Annotated in this window: 13 protein-coding genes and 1 pseudogene; 8 read left to right on the plus strand and 6 right to left on the minus strand. The window is 62.4% G+C overall.

From position 1 onward, the window contains the following. Positions 1-2 precede the first annotated feature (2 nt). The 4 genes from tam (at position 3) to acnB (ending at position 5,103) form a co-directional block, all read left to right on the plus strand. Positions 3-812 (plus strand): trans-aconitate 2-methyltransferase, encoded by an 810-nt coding sequence (gene tam / locus CTATCC11996_RS07780; RefSeq protein ID WP_003074858.1) that lies wholly within the window; start codon positions 3-5, stop codon positions 810-812. Beyond that, the gene (locus CTATCC11996_RS07785; protein WP_003063564.1) at positions 809-1,813 is read left to right on the plus strand and encodes an HpcH/HpaI aldolase/citrate lyase family protein; all 1,005 of its coding nucleotides are present in this window, start codon (positions 809-811) and stop codon (positions 1,811-1,813) included. Before tam ends, CTATCC11996_RS07785 begins: the two co-directional genes overlap by 4 nt. Positions 1,814-1,844: 31 nt before the next feature. Beyond that, on the plus strand, positions 1,845-2,420 hold the full coding sequence (locus tag CTATCC11996_RS07790; protein ID WP_003074859.1) for a hypothetical protein: 576 nt from the start codon (positions 1,845-1,847) through the stop codon (positions 2,418-2,420). 97 nt (positions 2,421-2,517) lie between these two features. Next, positions 2,518-5,103, plus strand: a complete 2,586-nt coding sequence (gene acnB / locus CTATCC11996_RS07795; protein WP_003074861.1) for a bifunctional aconitate hydratase 2/2-methylisocitrate dehydratase — start codon at positions 2,518-2,520, stop codon at positions 5,101-5,103. Between the two features lie 670 nt (positions 5,104-5,773). Here acnB and CTATCC11996_RS07800 read toward each other — a convergent pair. Genes CTATCC11996_RS07800 through CTATCC11996_RS24585 form a run of 4 tightly spaced genes read right to left on the minus strand, consistent with a single transcriptional unit; the run spans position 5,774 to position 9,892 of the window. Continuing rightward, a complete protein-coding gene (locus CTATCC11996_RS07800) occupies positions 5,774-6,784 on the minus strand; it encodes a Bug family tripartite tricarboxylate transporter substrate binding protein (RefSeq protein WP_003074865.1) in 1,011 nt (336 codons plus the stop codon). Between the two features lie 27 nt (positions 6,785-6,811). Next, positions 6,812-8,251 carry an FAD-binding oxidoreductase gene (locus tag CTATCC11996_RS07805; protein WP_034348431.1) on the minus strand — a complete coding sequence of 480 codons (1,440 nt, stop codon included), beginning with the start codon at positions 8,249-8,251 and terminating at the stop codon, positions 6,812-6,814. A gap of 58 nt (positions 8,252-8,309) precedes the next feature. Then, entirely contained in the window at positions 8,310-8,687 is a 378-nt protein-coding gene (locus CTATCC11996_RS07810) for a RidA family protein (RefSeq protein ID WP_003074868.1), read from the minus strand. Beyond that, the gene (locus CTATCC11996_RS24585) at positions 8,684-9,892 is read right to left on the minus strand and encodes a porin (protein WP_003074870.1); all 1,209 of its coding nucleotides are present in this window, start codon (positions 9,890-9,892) and stop codon (positions 8,684-8,686) included. The genes CTATCC11996_RS07810 and CTATCC11996_RS24585 overlap by 4 nt, the downstream gene beginning before the upstream one ends. A 72-nt stretch (positions 9,893-9,964) precedes the next feature. Here CTATCC11996_RS24585 and CTATCC11996_RS26515 point away from each other — a divergent pair. Both CTATCC11996_RS26515 and CTATCC11996_RS26165 read left to right on the plus strand, forming a co-directional pair. Next, a pseudogene (locus tag CTATCC11996_RS26515) lies at positions 9,965-10,186 on the plus strand (GntR family transcriptional regulator); the annotation flags it as partial. Between the two features lie 45 nt (positions 10,187-10,231). Further along, a complete protein-coding gene (locus CTATCC11996_RS26165) occupies positions 10,232-10,654 on the plus strand; it encodes an FCD domain-containing protein (protein WP_233506515.1) in 423 nt (140 codons plus the stop codon). A 158-nt stretch (positions 10,655-10,812) separates the two neighbouring features. On the opposite strand, the gene CTATCC11996_RS07825 is transcribed toward CTATCC11996_RS26165, so the two are convergent. After that, positions 10,813-11,652 carry a helix-turn-helix domain-containing protein gene (locus CTATCC11996_RS07825; RefSeq protein ID WP_003074874.1) on the minus strand — a complete coding sequence of 280 codons (840 nt, stop codon included), beginning with the start codon at positions 11,650-11,652 and terminating at the stop codon, positions 10,813-10,815. Between the two features lie 140 nt (positions 11,653-11,792). Here CTATCC11996_RS07825 and CTATCC11996_RS07830 point away from each other — a divergent pair, with 140 nt between their 5' ends. Further along, complete coding sequence (locus CTATCC11996_RS07830; RefSeq protein ID WP_034348436.1) at positions 11,793-12,215, plus strand: hypothetical protein; 423 nt, start codon at positions 11,793-11,795, stop codon at positions 12,213-12,215. Between the two features lie 248 nt (positions 12,216-12,463). Next, positions 12,464-13,144 (plus strand): 7-cyano-7-deazaguanine/7-aminomethyl-7-deazaguanine transporter, encoded by a 681-nt coding sequence (locus tag CTATCC11996_RS07835; RefSeq protein WP_003074877.1) that lies wholly within the window; start codon positions 12,464-12,466, stop codon positions 13,142-13,144. A 357-nt stretch (positions 13,145-13,501) separates the two neighbouring features. Here the strand turns inward: CTATCC11996_RS07835 and bfr are convergent, their stop codons facing one another. Then, on the minus strand, positions 13,502-13,966 hold the full coding sequence (bfr, locus tag CTATCC11996_RS07840; protein WP_003074880.1) for a bacterioferritin: 465 nt from the start codon (positions 13,964-13,966) through the stop codon (positions 13,502-13,504). Between the last annotated feature and the right edge of the window lie 408 nt (positions 13,967-14,374).

A 14,374-nucleotide genomic window follows, 5' to 3' on the forward strand; every position in this document is an offset into this window, starting at 1 on the left:
CTATGCAAGACTGGAACCCTGCGCTGTATCTGCGCTTTGCCAATGAGCGCACGCGCCCTGCGGCAGAACTGCTGGCAAGAGTACCTTCCAGCTTGCATTCACCCGCTCGCAGCCTCCGCATCGTGGATCTGGGCTGCGGGCCGGGCAACTCCACCGCGCTTCTGGTGGAGCGTTTTCCCGGCGCCGATGTACTCGGCGTCGACAATTCCGAAGCCATGCTGGGGACTGCGCGAAAGCAGTTGCCGCAGGCCAGGTTCGAGGCCGGTGATATTGCCTCCTGGGCACCTGCTGAAGGTGAACCAGCGCCTGATCTGATTTATGCCAATGCCTCCATCCAGTGGGTGGGCGAGCATGAGAGCCTGATTCCCCGTCTGTTTTCGCTGCTGGCGCCCGGTGGCGTGCTGGCAGTGCAGATGCCTGACAACCGTCAGGAACCCTCGCACCGAAACATGCGCGAAGTCGCGCAGCTGCCCCGGTTTGCGGCGCACATCGGGGATGCGAGCAAGGTGCGTACCGAGATTTTGCCCATAGGCGTGTATTACGACCTGTTGGCTGCCCCCTCGAATGAGGCCGCGAGCGTGGATGTATGGCACACCATCTACCAGCATCCCATGGACTCGGCCGCAGCGATTGTGCAGTGGCTCAGCAGCACGGGCCTCAAGCCTTTCGTGGAAGGTTTGCCCCAGGAGCTGCAAGCCGAGTATCTGAGCGAGTATCAAAGCCGCATTGATGCGGCTTATCCGGAGCGAGCCGACGGCAAGCGTCTGCTGGCTTTCCCCCGACTTTTCATGGTGGCTCAGCGCAAGTCATGACGAAAGAACTGGTTCACCCCGCCACCGTGCTGCTCGATGCCCAGGGTGGCGCTCAGCGTCTGCCCGTCTGCGATCACTACAGCGGCGTGGAAGCGCGCATGCGCAAAAGCCTGCAACTGCAGGCCGAGATGATGCAGGAGTTCGGCACCTGCGTGTTCGACGTGACGCTGGACTGCGAGGATGGCGCTCCTGTCGGCCAGGAGGCCGAGCACGCTCGTCTGGTCGTCGAGCTGGCGAACGGCGCGGCTCAAGGCGCGCGTGTGGCGGCCCGGGTGCATGCGGTGGAGCATGCACATTTCCAGGCAGACATGGACATCATTGCCGGCGGTGCGGCAGACAAGCTCTGCCACATCATGATTCCCAAGGTGGAGTCGGTGGATGACGTCATCAAGGCCGAAGCAGCCCTGCAACGCGCGACAGACAAGCGTGTGCCGCTACATGTCTTGATAGAGTCTCCTGCTGCCGTGCAGCAGGCCTTCGACATCGCCGCACATCCGGCCGTGCAGAGCATCTCCTTCGGACTGATGGATTTCGTCTCGGCCCATGGCGGCGCCATCCCCGCGTCCGCCATGACGGCGCAGGGCCAGTTCGAGCATCCGCTGGTCGTTCGCGCCAAGCTGGAGATCGCGGCAGCCTGCCATGCCCACGGCAAGGTGCCGTCGCACTGCGTGGTCACGGAATTCAAGAATCCTGACGCTTTGGGGGCTTGTGCGCAAAAAGCCTCGCGTGAGCTTGGCTACACACGCATGTGGAGCATTCATCCTGACCAGATTCGCCCGATTCTGCGTGCATTTGCGCCTGCAGAAGACGAAGTTCTACAGGCGGCACAAATACTTACCTCTGCGGCGGTGCAGAATTGGGCGCCCATCAGTTTTGGTGGTGTACTACACGACCGCGCGAGCTACCGCTATTTTTGGCAGTTGCTGGAGCGCGCTCACCAGACGGGGCAGGTCTTGCCGGTTGAAGTTCAACCCTGGTTTGCCCCGGCCTCAATCCGTTGAACTCATAACAAGTCTGCAGGAGCTAATTCCTATGAAGACCCTGATCGCCACTTTGATGATTGCCGCTCCCCTGGTCGCAATCAGCCACTCTGCCGTGGCAGAAACTGCTCCCAAGGCCAAGGCTACTGCCGCCGCCAAGAAGGCTCCCGTTGCCAAGAAAGCAACCACTACGTCCAAGAAGGGCAAGGCTGCCGCTGCCGTAGCAGCAGGTGGCGCGGGTGCCGCCGCCGTCGTGGCGGCCGGCCCGGCTTCCTCCCCCCTGGGCACGGAAGAGCTGGCCGTGGCCGAACGCGTGCACAAGGGCCGCATTGCCTGTGAGCTGGGCGCCTACGTGAACGTGAACGCCGACGCAGCCAACCCCGGCTACTTCATCGTGGACGGCCGTGGCTTCAAGTACCACATGTCTCCCGTCAAGACTTCCACCGGCACCGTACGCCTGGAAGACAAGGCCGCTGGTGCCGTGTGGCTGCAGATCGCCAACAAGTCCATGCTGATGAACCAGAAGGCCGGCCAGCGTCTGGCGGATGAGTGCATGAGCCCAGAGCAGCAGCAAGTGGCCGAAGCCATCCGCAAGAACCCACCTCCCAGCCTGCTGGACAGTAAATAAGTCTGGCGAGGCTGAGGACTGGCGTATCGCACATGCGCCAGTCCTGTAATTCGCGCTCCACGCGCAGCCTTTTTCAAAAAACCATTGGAGAGAACCCATGTTGAAAGCCTACCGTGACCATGTGGCAGAACGCGCCGCACTGGGCATCCCCCCGCTGCCTCTGGATGCCAAGCAGGTCGCAGACCTGATCGAGCTGATCAAGAACCCACCCGCCGGTGAAGACGCATTCCTGATGGATCTGCTGACTCATCGCGTGCCGCCCGGTGTGGATGATGCAGCCAAGGTCAAGGCTTCCTTCCTGGCTGCCGTGGCTCACGGCGACCTGAAGGTGGGTCTCATCTCCAAGGCCAAGGCCACCGAGCTGCTGGGCACCATGGTGGGTGGCTACAACGTGCACCCCCTGATCGAGCTGCTGGACGATGCCGAAGTGGCTGGTGTGGCTGCCGATGCGCTGAAGAAGACACTGCTGATGTTCGACTTCTTCAACGACGTGGCCGACAAGGCCAAGGCCGGCAATGCCAAGGCCAAGGAAGTGATGCAAAGCTGGGCCGATGCCGAGTGGTTCACTTCGCGTCCCAAGGTCGAGGAAAAGATCACCGTCACCGTCTTCAAGGTGCCTGGCGAGACCAACACCGACGACCTGTCGCCCGCTCCCGATGCCTGGAGCCGTCCCGACATTCCTCTGCACTACCTGGCCATGCTCAAGAACACGCGTCCTGACGCGGCGTTCAAGCCCGAAGAAGACGGCAAGCGCGGCCCCATGCAGTTCATCGAAGACCTGAAGAAGAAGGGCCACCTGGTTGCCTACGTGGGTGACGTGGTCGGTACCGGTTCTTCGCGCAAGTCCGCCACCAACTCCATCATCTGGGGCACGGGCGTGGACATTCCCTTTGTTCCCAACAAGCGCTTTGGCGGCGTGACTCTGGGCGGCAAGATCGCTCCCATCTTCTTCAACACGCAAGAAGACTCCGGCGCTCTGCCCATCGAAGTCGATGTCTCCAAGCTGGAAATGGGCGACGTGATCGACGTGCTGCCCTACGCCGGCAAGATCGTCAAGAACGGCGAAACCGTGGCTGACTTCCAGCTCAAGTCCGACGTGCTGCTGGACGAAGTGCAAGCCGGCGGCCGTATCAACCTGATCATCGGCCGTTCGCTGACCGCCAAGGCTCGTGAAGCCCTGGGTCTGCCCGCATCCACCGAGTTCCGCCTGCCCCAGGCGCCTGCTGCTTCCACGGCCGGCTTCACGCTGGCCCAGAAGATGGTCGGCCGTGCCTGCGGTCTGCCCGAAGGCCAGGGCGTGCGCCCCGGTACTTACTGTGAACCTCGCATGACCACTGTCGGTTCGCAGGACACCACAGGCCCCATGACTCGCGACGAGCTCAAGGATCTGGCCTGCCTGGGCTTCTCCGCCGATATGGTGATGCAGTCCTTCTGCCACACAGCGGCTTATCCCAAGCCCGTGGACGTGAAGACCCATCGCGAGCTGCCCAACTTCATCAGCAACCGCGGCGGCGTGGCCCTGCGTCCTGGTGACGGCGTGATCCACAGCTGGCTCAACCGCCTGCTGCTGCCCGACACCGTGGGTACCGGCGGTGACTCGCACACCCGTTTCCCCATCGGCATCTCCTTCCCCGCAGGCTCCGGTCTGGTGGCCTTCGGCGCTGCTACCGGCGTGATGCCTCTGGACATGCCCGAATCCGTGCTGGTGCGTTTCAAGGGCGAGATGCAGCCCGGCGTGACCCTGCGCGATCTGGTGCACGCAATTCCTCTGTACGGTATCAAGCAAGGTCTGCTGACTGTGGCCAAGGCCGGCAAGATCAACGAATTCTCGGGTCGCATCCTGGAAATCGAAGGTCTGCCAGATCTGAAGGTTGAACAAGCGTTCGAACTGTCTGACGCTTCTGCCGAGCGTTCCGCCGCCGGTTGCACGATCAAGCTGAACCCTGAGCCGATCAAGGAATACCTGACATCGAACATCGTTCTGATGAAGAACATGATCGCTGACGGTTACGCCGACGCCAAGACTCTGCAGCGCCGTATCGAAAAGGTCGAAGCATGGCTGGCCAAACCAGACCTGCTGGAAGCCGACAAGAACGCTGAGTACGCTCACGTCATCGAAATCGACATGTCCGACATCAAGGAACCCATCGTTTGCTGCCCCAACGATCCTGATGATGCCAAGACCCTGTCTGACGTGGCCGGTGCCAAGATCGACGAAGCCTTCATCGGCTCCTGCATGACCAACATCGGTCACTTCCGCGCTGCAGCCAAGCTGCTGGGCGGCCAGCGTGACATCCCCGTCAAGCTGTGGGTGGCTCCTCCCACCAAGATGGACCAGGACGAGCTGATCAAGGAAGGTCACTACTCCGCCTTTGGTACTGCTGGTGCACGTACAGAAATGCCCGGCTGCTCGCTGTGCATGGGTAACCAGGCTCAAGTGCGTGAAGGTGCGACTGTCATCTCGACTTCCACTCGTAACTTCCCCAACCGTCTGGGCAAGAACACCAACGTGTATCTGGGCTCGGCCGAGCTGGCCGCGATTGCATCGCGTCTGGGCTACCTGCCTTCCAAGGAAGAGTACCTGAAGGAAATGGGCGTGATCGATGCCGACAAGGCCTCCGTCTATCGCTACATGAACTTCAACGAAATCGCCGAGTACGCTGAAGTGGCGGCCAAGATCTAAGCGTCTAGGCACCAGAAATCAAGGCCTTCAAGGGCCTTGCCAAGAAGCCCGCAGGATGCAAGTCCTGCGGGCTTTTTTTCTTGCATCAGGCTGCCAAGCGGATGGTGTGCCGCTTACTCTAGGAAATCGCCTGTCATGACACGCTTGAGGCTCAATATGCCCGATTTCGGTGGCACGTAGTAGACGAAGTTGCCAGTGCCCGGCGCAGCGAGGGGCGAGAGAGCGATGAGGCGGTCGTCGGGCTTCATGCACCGTGTGGCTTCCTAGCAGCAGATGAAGGTACCGAGCGGCTTGACATTGACCGCGGTGCGAAGGTCTTCTTTGGTGATGCCAAGTAAGGAGTGCATGGGGCCGATGCCGGCAGCAGCACCATGACGTCGATCCGCGCCTCGGCAGAAAGTAAAACCATGCTTGCCGCGAGGACCCGAATGTTCGCCACGTAGGCGGTTGTGTTTCTGCCTTCATCTTGAAGCGATGCAGTGGCTTTCAATATGGCGTCAATGTTAAGGTCGGGTGTTGCGGCGCTAAAGCCGTTTTCGGCCAACCGCAAGGCCGTGGCCAAGCCGGTGCAAGAAGCTGATCCTGTGGAAGGAGGTGTCCTTGCCGGAGCTAGGTGTCTGGGCCGGGACCATGGGAGCTTCCTGCTCAGGCGATGAGGTATGAGGAGCGGCTATTGGGGCAGATATCCGCTGGCCTTGATGAGCTGGCCCCAGGTCTGTGCGTAGGCCTGCTCGCGCAGTCGCATCTGCTCGGCGTCGAGGTATTGCGGAATCAGGCCAAGGCTAGCCAGTCGCTCCTGCACGTCGGGTCTGGCGAGAATCTTCTGCATGGCTTGGGTGAATGCCGCTATGTCGCCTGTCAAGGTTCCTTGCGGTGCGTAGACAGCATAGAAGGGGCTTTCCTCGAAGCCGGAGACCCCGAGTTCCGAAAAGGTCGGAGTGCCAGGTATGCCGGGGTGTCGTTCTTTGCCGGACACCGCCAGAACGTTGATCTTGCCTGCCTTCTGCGATTCCAGCACATCGTTGAGCGACGAGATGCCGGCCAGAATCTGGCTGCCCATGATGTCGCTGAGCATGGGGGCTGCGCCCTTGTAGGGAACCGGGGTAAGGTCCAGTGAGTTCCTGCTGCCGATGGCGATGGTCATGAATTCAGGCAGCGAAGCTGGTGCAGGGATGCCCACGCTGCCTTTGCCTGCTTGCTTGTCGTGAACCCAGCGAATGTACTCGGCGTAGCTTTTGACGGGGGTGCCGGTGCCAGTGAAGAGCGCAGAGACATAGATGGCTACGCCAGCCACTGGCGTGAAGTCCCTGGAGGTATTGAAGCCCGGCTGCTTCATCACCAGAGGAATGATGGAGACGGTGTGGTCATTGGTGAAAAAAAGGGTGGTTCCATCCTTGGGCGCGGCCTTGAGTGCTTGCGCTGCCACCTGGCCTCCTGCGCCAGGCCGGTTCTCCACGATCACGGATCGGTGCAGTTCTTCCCTGAGCTTGTCGGCCAGATAGCGGGCCACGACATCGGTGCCGCCGCCCGGCGAGAATCCGACGAGCAGTTTGATGGGCTTCGTCTTGGCGCCTCCGCGCGCGAGCGCGATGGGGCTGGAAAGGGCAAGGGCGGTGGCAAGTGCGCTTGCAAGAAGCGTGCAGGCGGTACGGCGCATGGAGGTGTTGCGGGTAGGTGTCATGGTCGGGTTCCTCTGTGTGCAGTGAATTCATTCCAGATCGAAGATGCGGCCGGCGTTCAGGCGCCCGGCGGGGTCAAGGGTGCGCTTGAGTGCGCGCATCAACTCGATTTCCTGCGGGCTCCGGCTGATGGCCAGGTATGGCTTCTTCGAGATGCCGATACCGTGTTCTCCAGAGACGGAGCCGCCCAGCCGCCCTGCGGATCGGTGCACCAGGTCTTCGATTTCTTGCTTCATCTGCGGCAGGTTGGCTGGGTAGCCAACGACCAGGTGCAGGTTTCCATCGCCGAGATGCCCGTAGGTCTGCGTGCGGTGCAGGCCATGCGCGCGCAGTTGCGAGTGGACGTCTTCGAGCCATGCAGGCATCGAGGAGATGGGCAGGCTGATGTCGAAGCCAGCAAACGGTGCAGCTGCCGCCGCGGCTTCGCCGGATGACTCCCGGATGCTCCACAGGCGCCGGGCTTCTTGCTCGGAGCGAGCGATCACGGCGTCCGAGCCGGCAGCCAACTCGAGAAATTCGCCTAGTGCCTCCATGAACAATTGCTCGTCGGCTTCGGCATCCTGCCCCATGGCCTCGATGAGCACGAGGTTGGTGCCGGGGGCCGCAAATGGCGTGCCTCCCACGCTCAGATCGACCGTCACAGCGTCGTAGAAGTCGCGCCACATCGCCTCGAAACTTGTCAGGCGCGCGCCCAGCCGCTTTCTGCAGTGGGCCAGCAGGTCGACCGTCTGGTCGAAGTTCTGCATGCTGACGATGGCGGTCTGCCGCGAGACCGGCTGAGGCTGCAGCGCGAACACCAGCCGTGTGATGACGCCCAGCGTTCCCTCGCTGCCGATGAACAGGTGCTTGAGGTCGTATCCGGCGTTGTCCTTGAGCGCCTTGCCCAGACGGCCGACAATCTGCCCGTCCGCCAGAACGGCCTCCAGGCCGATGATGGACTGGCGGGCCATGCCGTAGCGCAGTACCCGATTGCCGCCCGCATTCGTCGCGGCGATGCCTCCGACGTGGCAGGAGCCCTTGCTGCCGATGTCGATGGGGAGCAGCAGGCCGTGAGCGGCCGCGGCCTCTTGGGCTTGCTGCAGTTTCACGCCGGCCTGGACGGTCATGGTCTGGCTGGCCCTATCGATGTCCTCGATGGCGTTCAGCCGCTCAAGGGAGAGGATGATCTCTCCGGGGCGGGCCAATGCTCCATCCACCAGGCCGGTCATTCCTCCCTGCACGGCGATTGGCAGCCCCAGCGCATGCGTTGCGCGCATGGCTGCCGCAAGGTGTTCCGGTGTACGCGGGCGCAGTACCGCGAGTGGTGTAGCTCCGCGCACGCCCTGCCAGTCGGTGCCGGCGTATGCCGGTATGGAATCTTCGATGGCCAGCAGCGACGCATCGGAGTACGGCGCCAGGGCGGCAGCCAGCGATGCCAGTAGCTGGTCTGTTTCGGCAATGGTTGAGAAGGCGTTGCTTGCAGTCGGCATGGCGGTGTCTCCGGTGGGGGCTATGTTGTCGCGGCGCTTGCGACAGGCGTTGGCGGGCTCAGGGGGCGATGGCCGCATAGACCACCATTTCCACGCGCATGCCTGGCGCCACCAGGCTACGAACGGCGACGCTGGAGCGGTTGGGGTAGGGCGCTTCGAAGAATTCGCGGTAGATGCGGTCGATGACGGGCATGTACTGCTCGTCTGTCATGTAGATCAGCACCTGGGCCACATCGCTCATCTGCCCGCCGGCCGCGGTGACGGCCGTGCGGATGTTCTCCAGCGTCAACCGAGTCTGCCGCTCGATGGGGCCGGTATCGAGCGTGCCGTCGCCGCGCACCGGGCCGTGCGTGGTGAACAGCAGGCCGCCGGCTTTCACTGCCCAGGAGAAGGGCTGGCCGATGGGAGGCAGGCCGGTATCGACGATGTGCTTCATGGTGTGGATTCCTTCAGGACGTGCTCCAGGCGCTGGTCCCAGGACGCCTGGGGTGCGCGCAAGGCCGTATGGGTGGAGAAGTGGTTCTGCCCCGCTTCAACGGAGAGCGAGCATGGAGCGCCGGCCTGTGACAGCCTTTGCGCAAGCTCCTGGTTGGAGCGCTGCACGCGCTCGCTGTCGTGCTCGCCGTAGCTCAGGTGCATGGGCACGGTGTTGCCCGCGCTCCAGTGGATGGGGCTCATGGCTGCATCGTCGCCGGGCCCGCGCAGGACCATGGTGTAGACGCGCTGCTCCAGGCAGCCGGTTTCCGGGGCCGGAGGGTGCAGGTCCATGATGCCGCTGATGGGCAGGCAGGCGCGCACGGCTTCGGCCGGTATGCCGAGCAGCATGTCGCGTGAATCCTGGTTTACGATGTCGAAGACGGCCGAGCCCTTGTTCACTACATAGTTGAAGTGGGCCATGGCGAATCCGAAGTCATAGGTCGCGCCGAGAAAGGTCAGCCGGCCGGCCTTGCTGGCAGCATCATTGACGCTGTGGTAGCCCAGCTTGGCATAGGCAGGGCCTGCCACATAGCCGAGAGCGCCCCCGTATTGCCGCTCGGCGCTGGAATCGCCGGCGCCTTCGCCAAACCCATAGACTACGTCGGCCGCCAGGCCGCTGGATGCTTTGTAGGTATAGCGTAGCGTGTTGTCCATGCGGTTGTTGCCGCCCGCGCCGCCCGCGCTGATGAGGTTGGCGGAGTCGCCAGCCAGGCACGTGACGAATGGGGCGGTCTCGGTCTGGATCAACGCCACGGGCGTGTACTGGCGACCCAGCGTGATGGATCCGAAGTTGCCATGGATGCTGACTGCGGCCTGGCCCCCCTGGGCCAAGCCGCCCGTATCGGCGAGCAGGCCCATTTCAAGCGCGTAGAGCGCCGACAGCCCGCCTCCCAGGTCTTCATCGCCTCTGAAACCCAGCCGGGAGCCCGAGGCGACGCCGCTGGTCAGCCTGCTGGCGCCGGCGTCATTCGGGCCGCCGCTCTCGAGGACAAAGCCGAGATCAACGACTCCGTAAACCGTGGAGCTGCTTTGAGCCATACTGGGTGCGCCGGGAATCAAGGCCAATCCGGGGGTGAGCGACGCCACGAATACGCGTGACAGCATTGGGAACATCTTGTTCTGCTGGTCTTGTGTGGGGTTGGGCAATGGAGACTCATATTTCATGAAATACTTTCTATTTCATGAAACATAATGCGCTTAATTAAATCTAATATGGGGACAAGCTCTCGTACAGCTATGCCGGAAAATGCAGTAACAGATGAAAAAAGCGACGCCGGCTCAAGGACGGAGCGCGCTTACCAGCGCCTGAGAGCGGAGATTCTTCGCGGGGAGTTGGCACCTGGGCAGCGCCTGAGGGCTGCGGACCTAGATGAGCGGTTTGGCCTGGGGCTGACACCTATCCGCGAGGCGCTCGTGCGTCTAGGCACTGAAGGGCTGGTGTGGGCGGAGTCAAACCGCGGTGCTCGGGTACGGGGGATTTCATCTCGGGAGTTCGCAGACCTGATGAAGACCCGCCGCGACATTGAGCGCCTGTGCTTGGTCGAGTCCATTCGGCGTGGCGATGCCCGATGGGAGGCCGAGGTGATGGCGTCGCTCCACATGCTGGCGCATGTGTCGCTGCCTGATCTCGGCGGCTCCTCAGCGATGTCCTCCGAGTGGGAGTCGCAGCACCGGCGCTTTCACGAGGCGCTGGTGAGCGCCTGTGGCTCCGAATGGCTGCTGCAGTTCTGGAACCAACTGGCCGATCACTCGGAGCGCTATCGCAAGATACGACTACATGGGCCGTTGGTTGCGCGCAATGTTCAGGCCGAGCACCAGGCCTTGCTCGATGCGGCATTGCGCCGCGATGCAGGCGCGCTAATCGCATTGATGGAGCAGCACTTGCTTGGTACCGAGCGGGCTGTCAATACAGCTATGGGGTGGTAGTTGTGAAGCCTGTGTCGTTCGCTGTGCGTGGCAGGTCAGCGAGAGAGGGTGTGCATGCCATAGCGACGCTGATGCCTATCTCTGCAGAACTTCGAACAGATGGAGGAGTTCGTGGAGGTGGCCAAGGGGGCATCTAAGCTGGCAGGGCTCTGTAGGCCTCAGGATGCTGAAGCCTGGCGCAGCCGCTGCAGCGCCGCCTGGGTCTCGGCATTTGCCGGGAAGAAGGATTCGACCGCCAGCTCCTGCAGCGTCACGTCCACGGGCGTGCCGAAGATGGTGATGGTGCTGATGAAGCTCAGCGTGCCCAGATCGGTGTGCAATTCGAAGGGGACGGCGATGGGGCTGGGCGGCGGGGAGTCCTTGTCCTCGGCGAACGGGTAGGCTGCGATTTCGTCATGCAGTGCCTGCAGCTCGCTGTCAGCCGTGGCGGCGATCTGCTGCTGAAGGCGGTGCAGCAAATGGGCACGCCACTGCGCGGAGTTGGCCAGGCGTGGGCCCAGTCCCTCGGGGTGCAGGCTCAGGCGCAGCACATTCACGGGTGGCTCCAGCAGCCAGGGCGCCACGCCGTCCAGCAGCAGCGGCATGACGGCATTGGCGGCCACCAGATTCCAGTGTCGATCCACAGCCAGGGCCGGGTTGGGTTCGTGCCCCTTGAGCACCAGCTCCACGGCCTGGCGCGCGGCCGCCAGATCGGGGTGATCCAGCGGGCGGGCCTGGTACATGGGGGCAAAGCCCGCAGCCACCAGCAGTGCATTGCGCTCGCGCAGCGGCACCGACAGGCGTTCGGCCAGGCGCAGCACCATCTCGCGGCTGGGCTGGGCGCGGCCTGTTTCCACATAGCTCAGGTGGCGTGTCGAGATCTCGGCCTCCAGTGCCAGCCCCTGCTGGCTCAGCCGGCGGTGTTGGCGCCAGTGGCGCAGGTGGTCGCCAAACGGCGCGCGTGCACCGGGCGGCTTACGAGCAGCATGAAAAGAAGAGGGGGTGGTGCTGGAGTTCATGCCTGCATCGTAGTGGCAGGGCGCTCATGCGGCCATGACCTGCGAGGTTATCGACGCTGTGCACGCAGATGGCAATCATGGACCCCAGCAGCCGGCACAGGGTCGGCCGCAAGACCTTCGTCATAGAACAGGAGTTTTCCATGTCCATTTTTGCTTCTCCCCGGTTTCTGCGCCATGTGATGTGGGCCGATGCGGCCTCCTGCGCCGCCACGGGCGCGCTGCAACTGGTTGTCACGCAGACGCTGGCAGATCTGACAGGTCTGCCGGCCGCTCTGCTGACGGGAACGGGTCTCTTTCTGCTGGCCTATGCATCGGCCGCGGCCTGGATGGCGCGTCGCCAGCCCCTGCCGCGCACGCTGATCGGTCTGGTGGCTCTCGGCAATCTGGGCTGGGCACTGGGCTGCGCGGTCCTGGTGTTTGGCTCAGGCCTGGCGCTCAGTGCCTGGGGTCTGGCCTGGGTGGCGGTGCAGGCCGTGGTGGTGCTGGTCCTGGCTGATCTGCAGTGGGCAGGGTTGCGTGCCTCTCGCCATGCGGCCCGGCAGGAGGCGCAGCTCGCGCTTTGAGTGATCAAAAAAAGTGTAGCGGCTAGCGCCTGTCTTTCTTTGAAAGCAGACTGATTTATTGCTGAAAACATGGATTGGTAGGTGCTACAAGCTATGCTTTTCGTTATATCCGCCATGCGCCCGGGCGGATAAGCGGGCCGGGAGAGGCAGAGATAATTCCGTACCGCTTAAAATTCACGGTTGCGCCGCGCTGGCGCACTCTTCGCAACCATGGGTTCCCTCGCCCCCATCGACCAAAAAGGACTGTCATGACATCCGCTCATGCCGTGCAGACGCAAGCGTCGCGCGTGCCGTTTTACCTCTCCGTTCTCGTCGCGTTCCATATCGCGCTGGTCATCGCCAGCAACTACCTGGTGCAACTGCCCATCACGCTGCTGGGCTTTCACAGCACCTGGGGCGCCTTCAGCTTTCCGTTCATCTTTCTGGCTACCGACCTGACGGTGCGCCTGATCGGCAAGACTGCGGCGCGACGCGTCATCATGCGTGCCATGCTGCCCGCGTTGGTGGTGTCCTATGTGGTGGGTGTGCTGTTCCACGAGGGCCGCTTCAATGGCTGGGAAGCGCTGCAAAGCTTCAACGGCTTTGTGTTCCGCATTGCACTGGCCAGTTTTGCCGCCTATGTGCTGGGCCAGTTGCTGGATATTCAGGTTTTTGACCGCATCCGCCAGAAAAGCCATTCCTGGTGGCTGGCTCCGGCGGCCGCGTCGGTGTTCGGCCAGGTGCTGGACACCGCGGCCTTTTTCTCGATTGCCTTCTGGCGTAGCTCCGATGCCTTCATGGCGGCCAACTGGGTGGAAATCGCCATGGTCGACTATGTCATCAAGCTGGGGGTGAGTCTGCTGCTGTTTGTTCCCGCCTATGGCGTGGTGCTGGCGGCCATCGTGCGCAGCATGAAGGTGCAGGTCACGCCCGCAGCGGCAATCCGCTGAGGATGGGCGTTCAGGGCAGGCCCGGGTGCAGGGGCCTGTCCGACATCGCATCGGCATCGCCTTGTCCTGCTGGCAGCCGCAGTTCGTGCCTGGTTAGAGGTTGGAGGCGAGCAGCGGCGGTCCCCCTATGACATCCGGTGACGGCCTAGCCACCCGGGGCGCTGCAACGGCGTGAATTTAGTTGGAGCCTCGTTCCAAAGAATAGGGCCGGGCGAGCCTTGCAAGATCGACAATCCCGCAGAAAGAAGCTGCGCCGTCGTTGGTGGTGACTATGGTTTCCGAGCTCGTCTCTAGTCCATGAAAAAGGCCGTCCTTCAAGGACGGCCTCAGTATTTCTGCGCGCTGCGCTGCAGGGACTCAGGTCTGGCTTTGCAGATAGTTCTGCAGTCCGACCTTCTCGATCAGTCCCAGCTGCTTTTCCAGCCAGTAGGCGTGGTCTTCCTCGGTATCGTGCAACTGGGCCAGCAGGATGTCGCGGCTCACATAGTCGCGGTGCTGCTCGCACAGCGCCACGCCTTGCTGCAGGCCGGCACGGACTTCGTATTCGGTATCCAGGTCCTTGCGCAACATCTCGGGCACGGTCTCACCGGGCGTGAACTCCTTGGGGCGCATGTCGGGGCGGCCGCCCAGCATCAGAATGCGGCGCAGCAGTGCGTCGGCGTGCTGGGTTTCTTCCTGCATCTCGTGGTCCAGGCGCGTGAAGAGCTTGGTGAACCCCTGGTCTTCATAGATGCGCGAGTGGGCAAAATACTGGTCGCGCGCCGCGAGCTCGCCGCGAAGCAGGTCCTTGAGGTAGTCGACGACTTCGGGATGGCCTTGCATAGTTGTTGTTCTCGGTGAGTTTTCGAAGCCTGAAGTATCTCGCGACCGGCTTCGGGAATCAAAGGCAGCTATCAATTCCCGAGCGCACGCGCTCTGGATGCGGGCTGTAAGCAGATGCATTCGCATTGCTCGGTGCGTATCGAGGCTGATCGCGTTCGTCCGATTCCTCGCAAGGGATGGCGATAGCACCCAGCACTTTTGGTCAGCATGGACCGATCAACGGCAAAGCAGGGACAGCACTTGGCGCACTTGGCAAGCCTCCGCAGAGGCTACTCCTGCCCACAGGGCAGGGATGCAGGGCCGCACTAGTTGCAATTGGCTGCGATGATGTCTCGAAAAATCGAGTGCCCAGCTCGCTTTCCTCAATCGCCTGGGGTTCTCGGATCGTACAGTCAGGCCGAGACTGCC

The organism is Comamonas testosteroni ATCC 11996 (assembly GCF_000241525.1).
In the GTDB taxonomy this organism is placed as follows: domain Bacteria; phylum Pseudomonadota; class Gammaproteobacteria; order Burkholderiales; family Burkholderiaceae_C; genus Comamonas; species Comamonas testosteroni.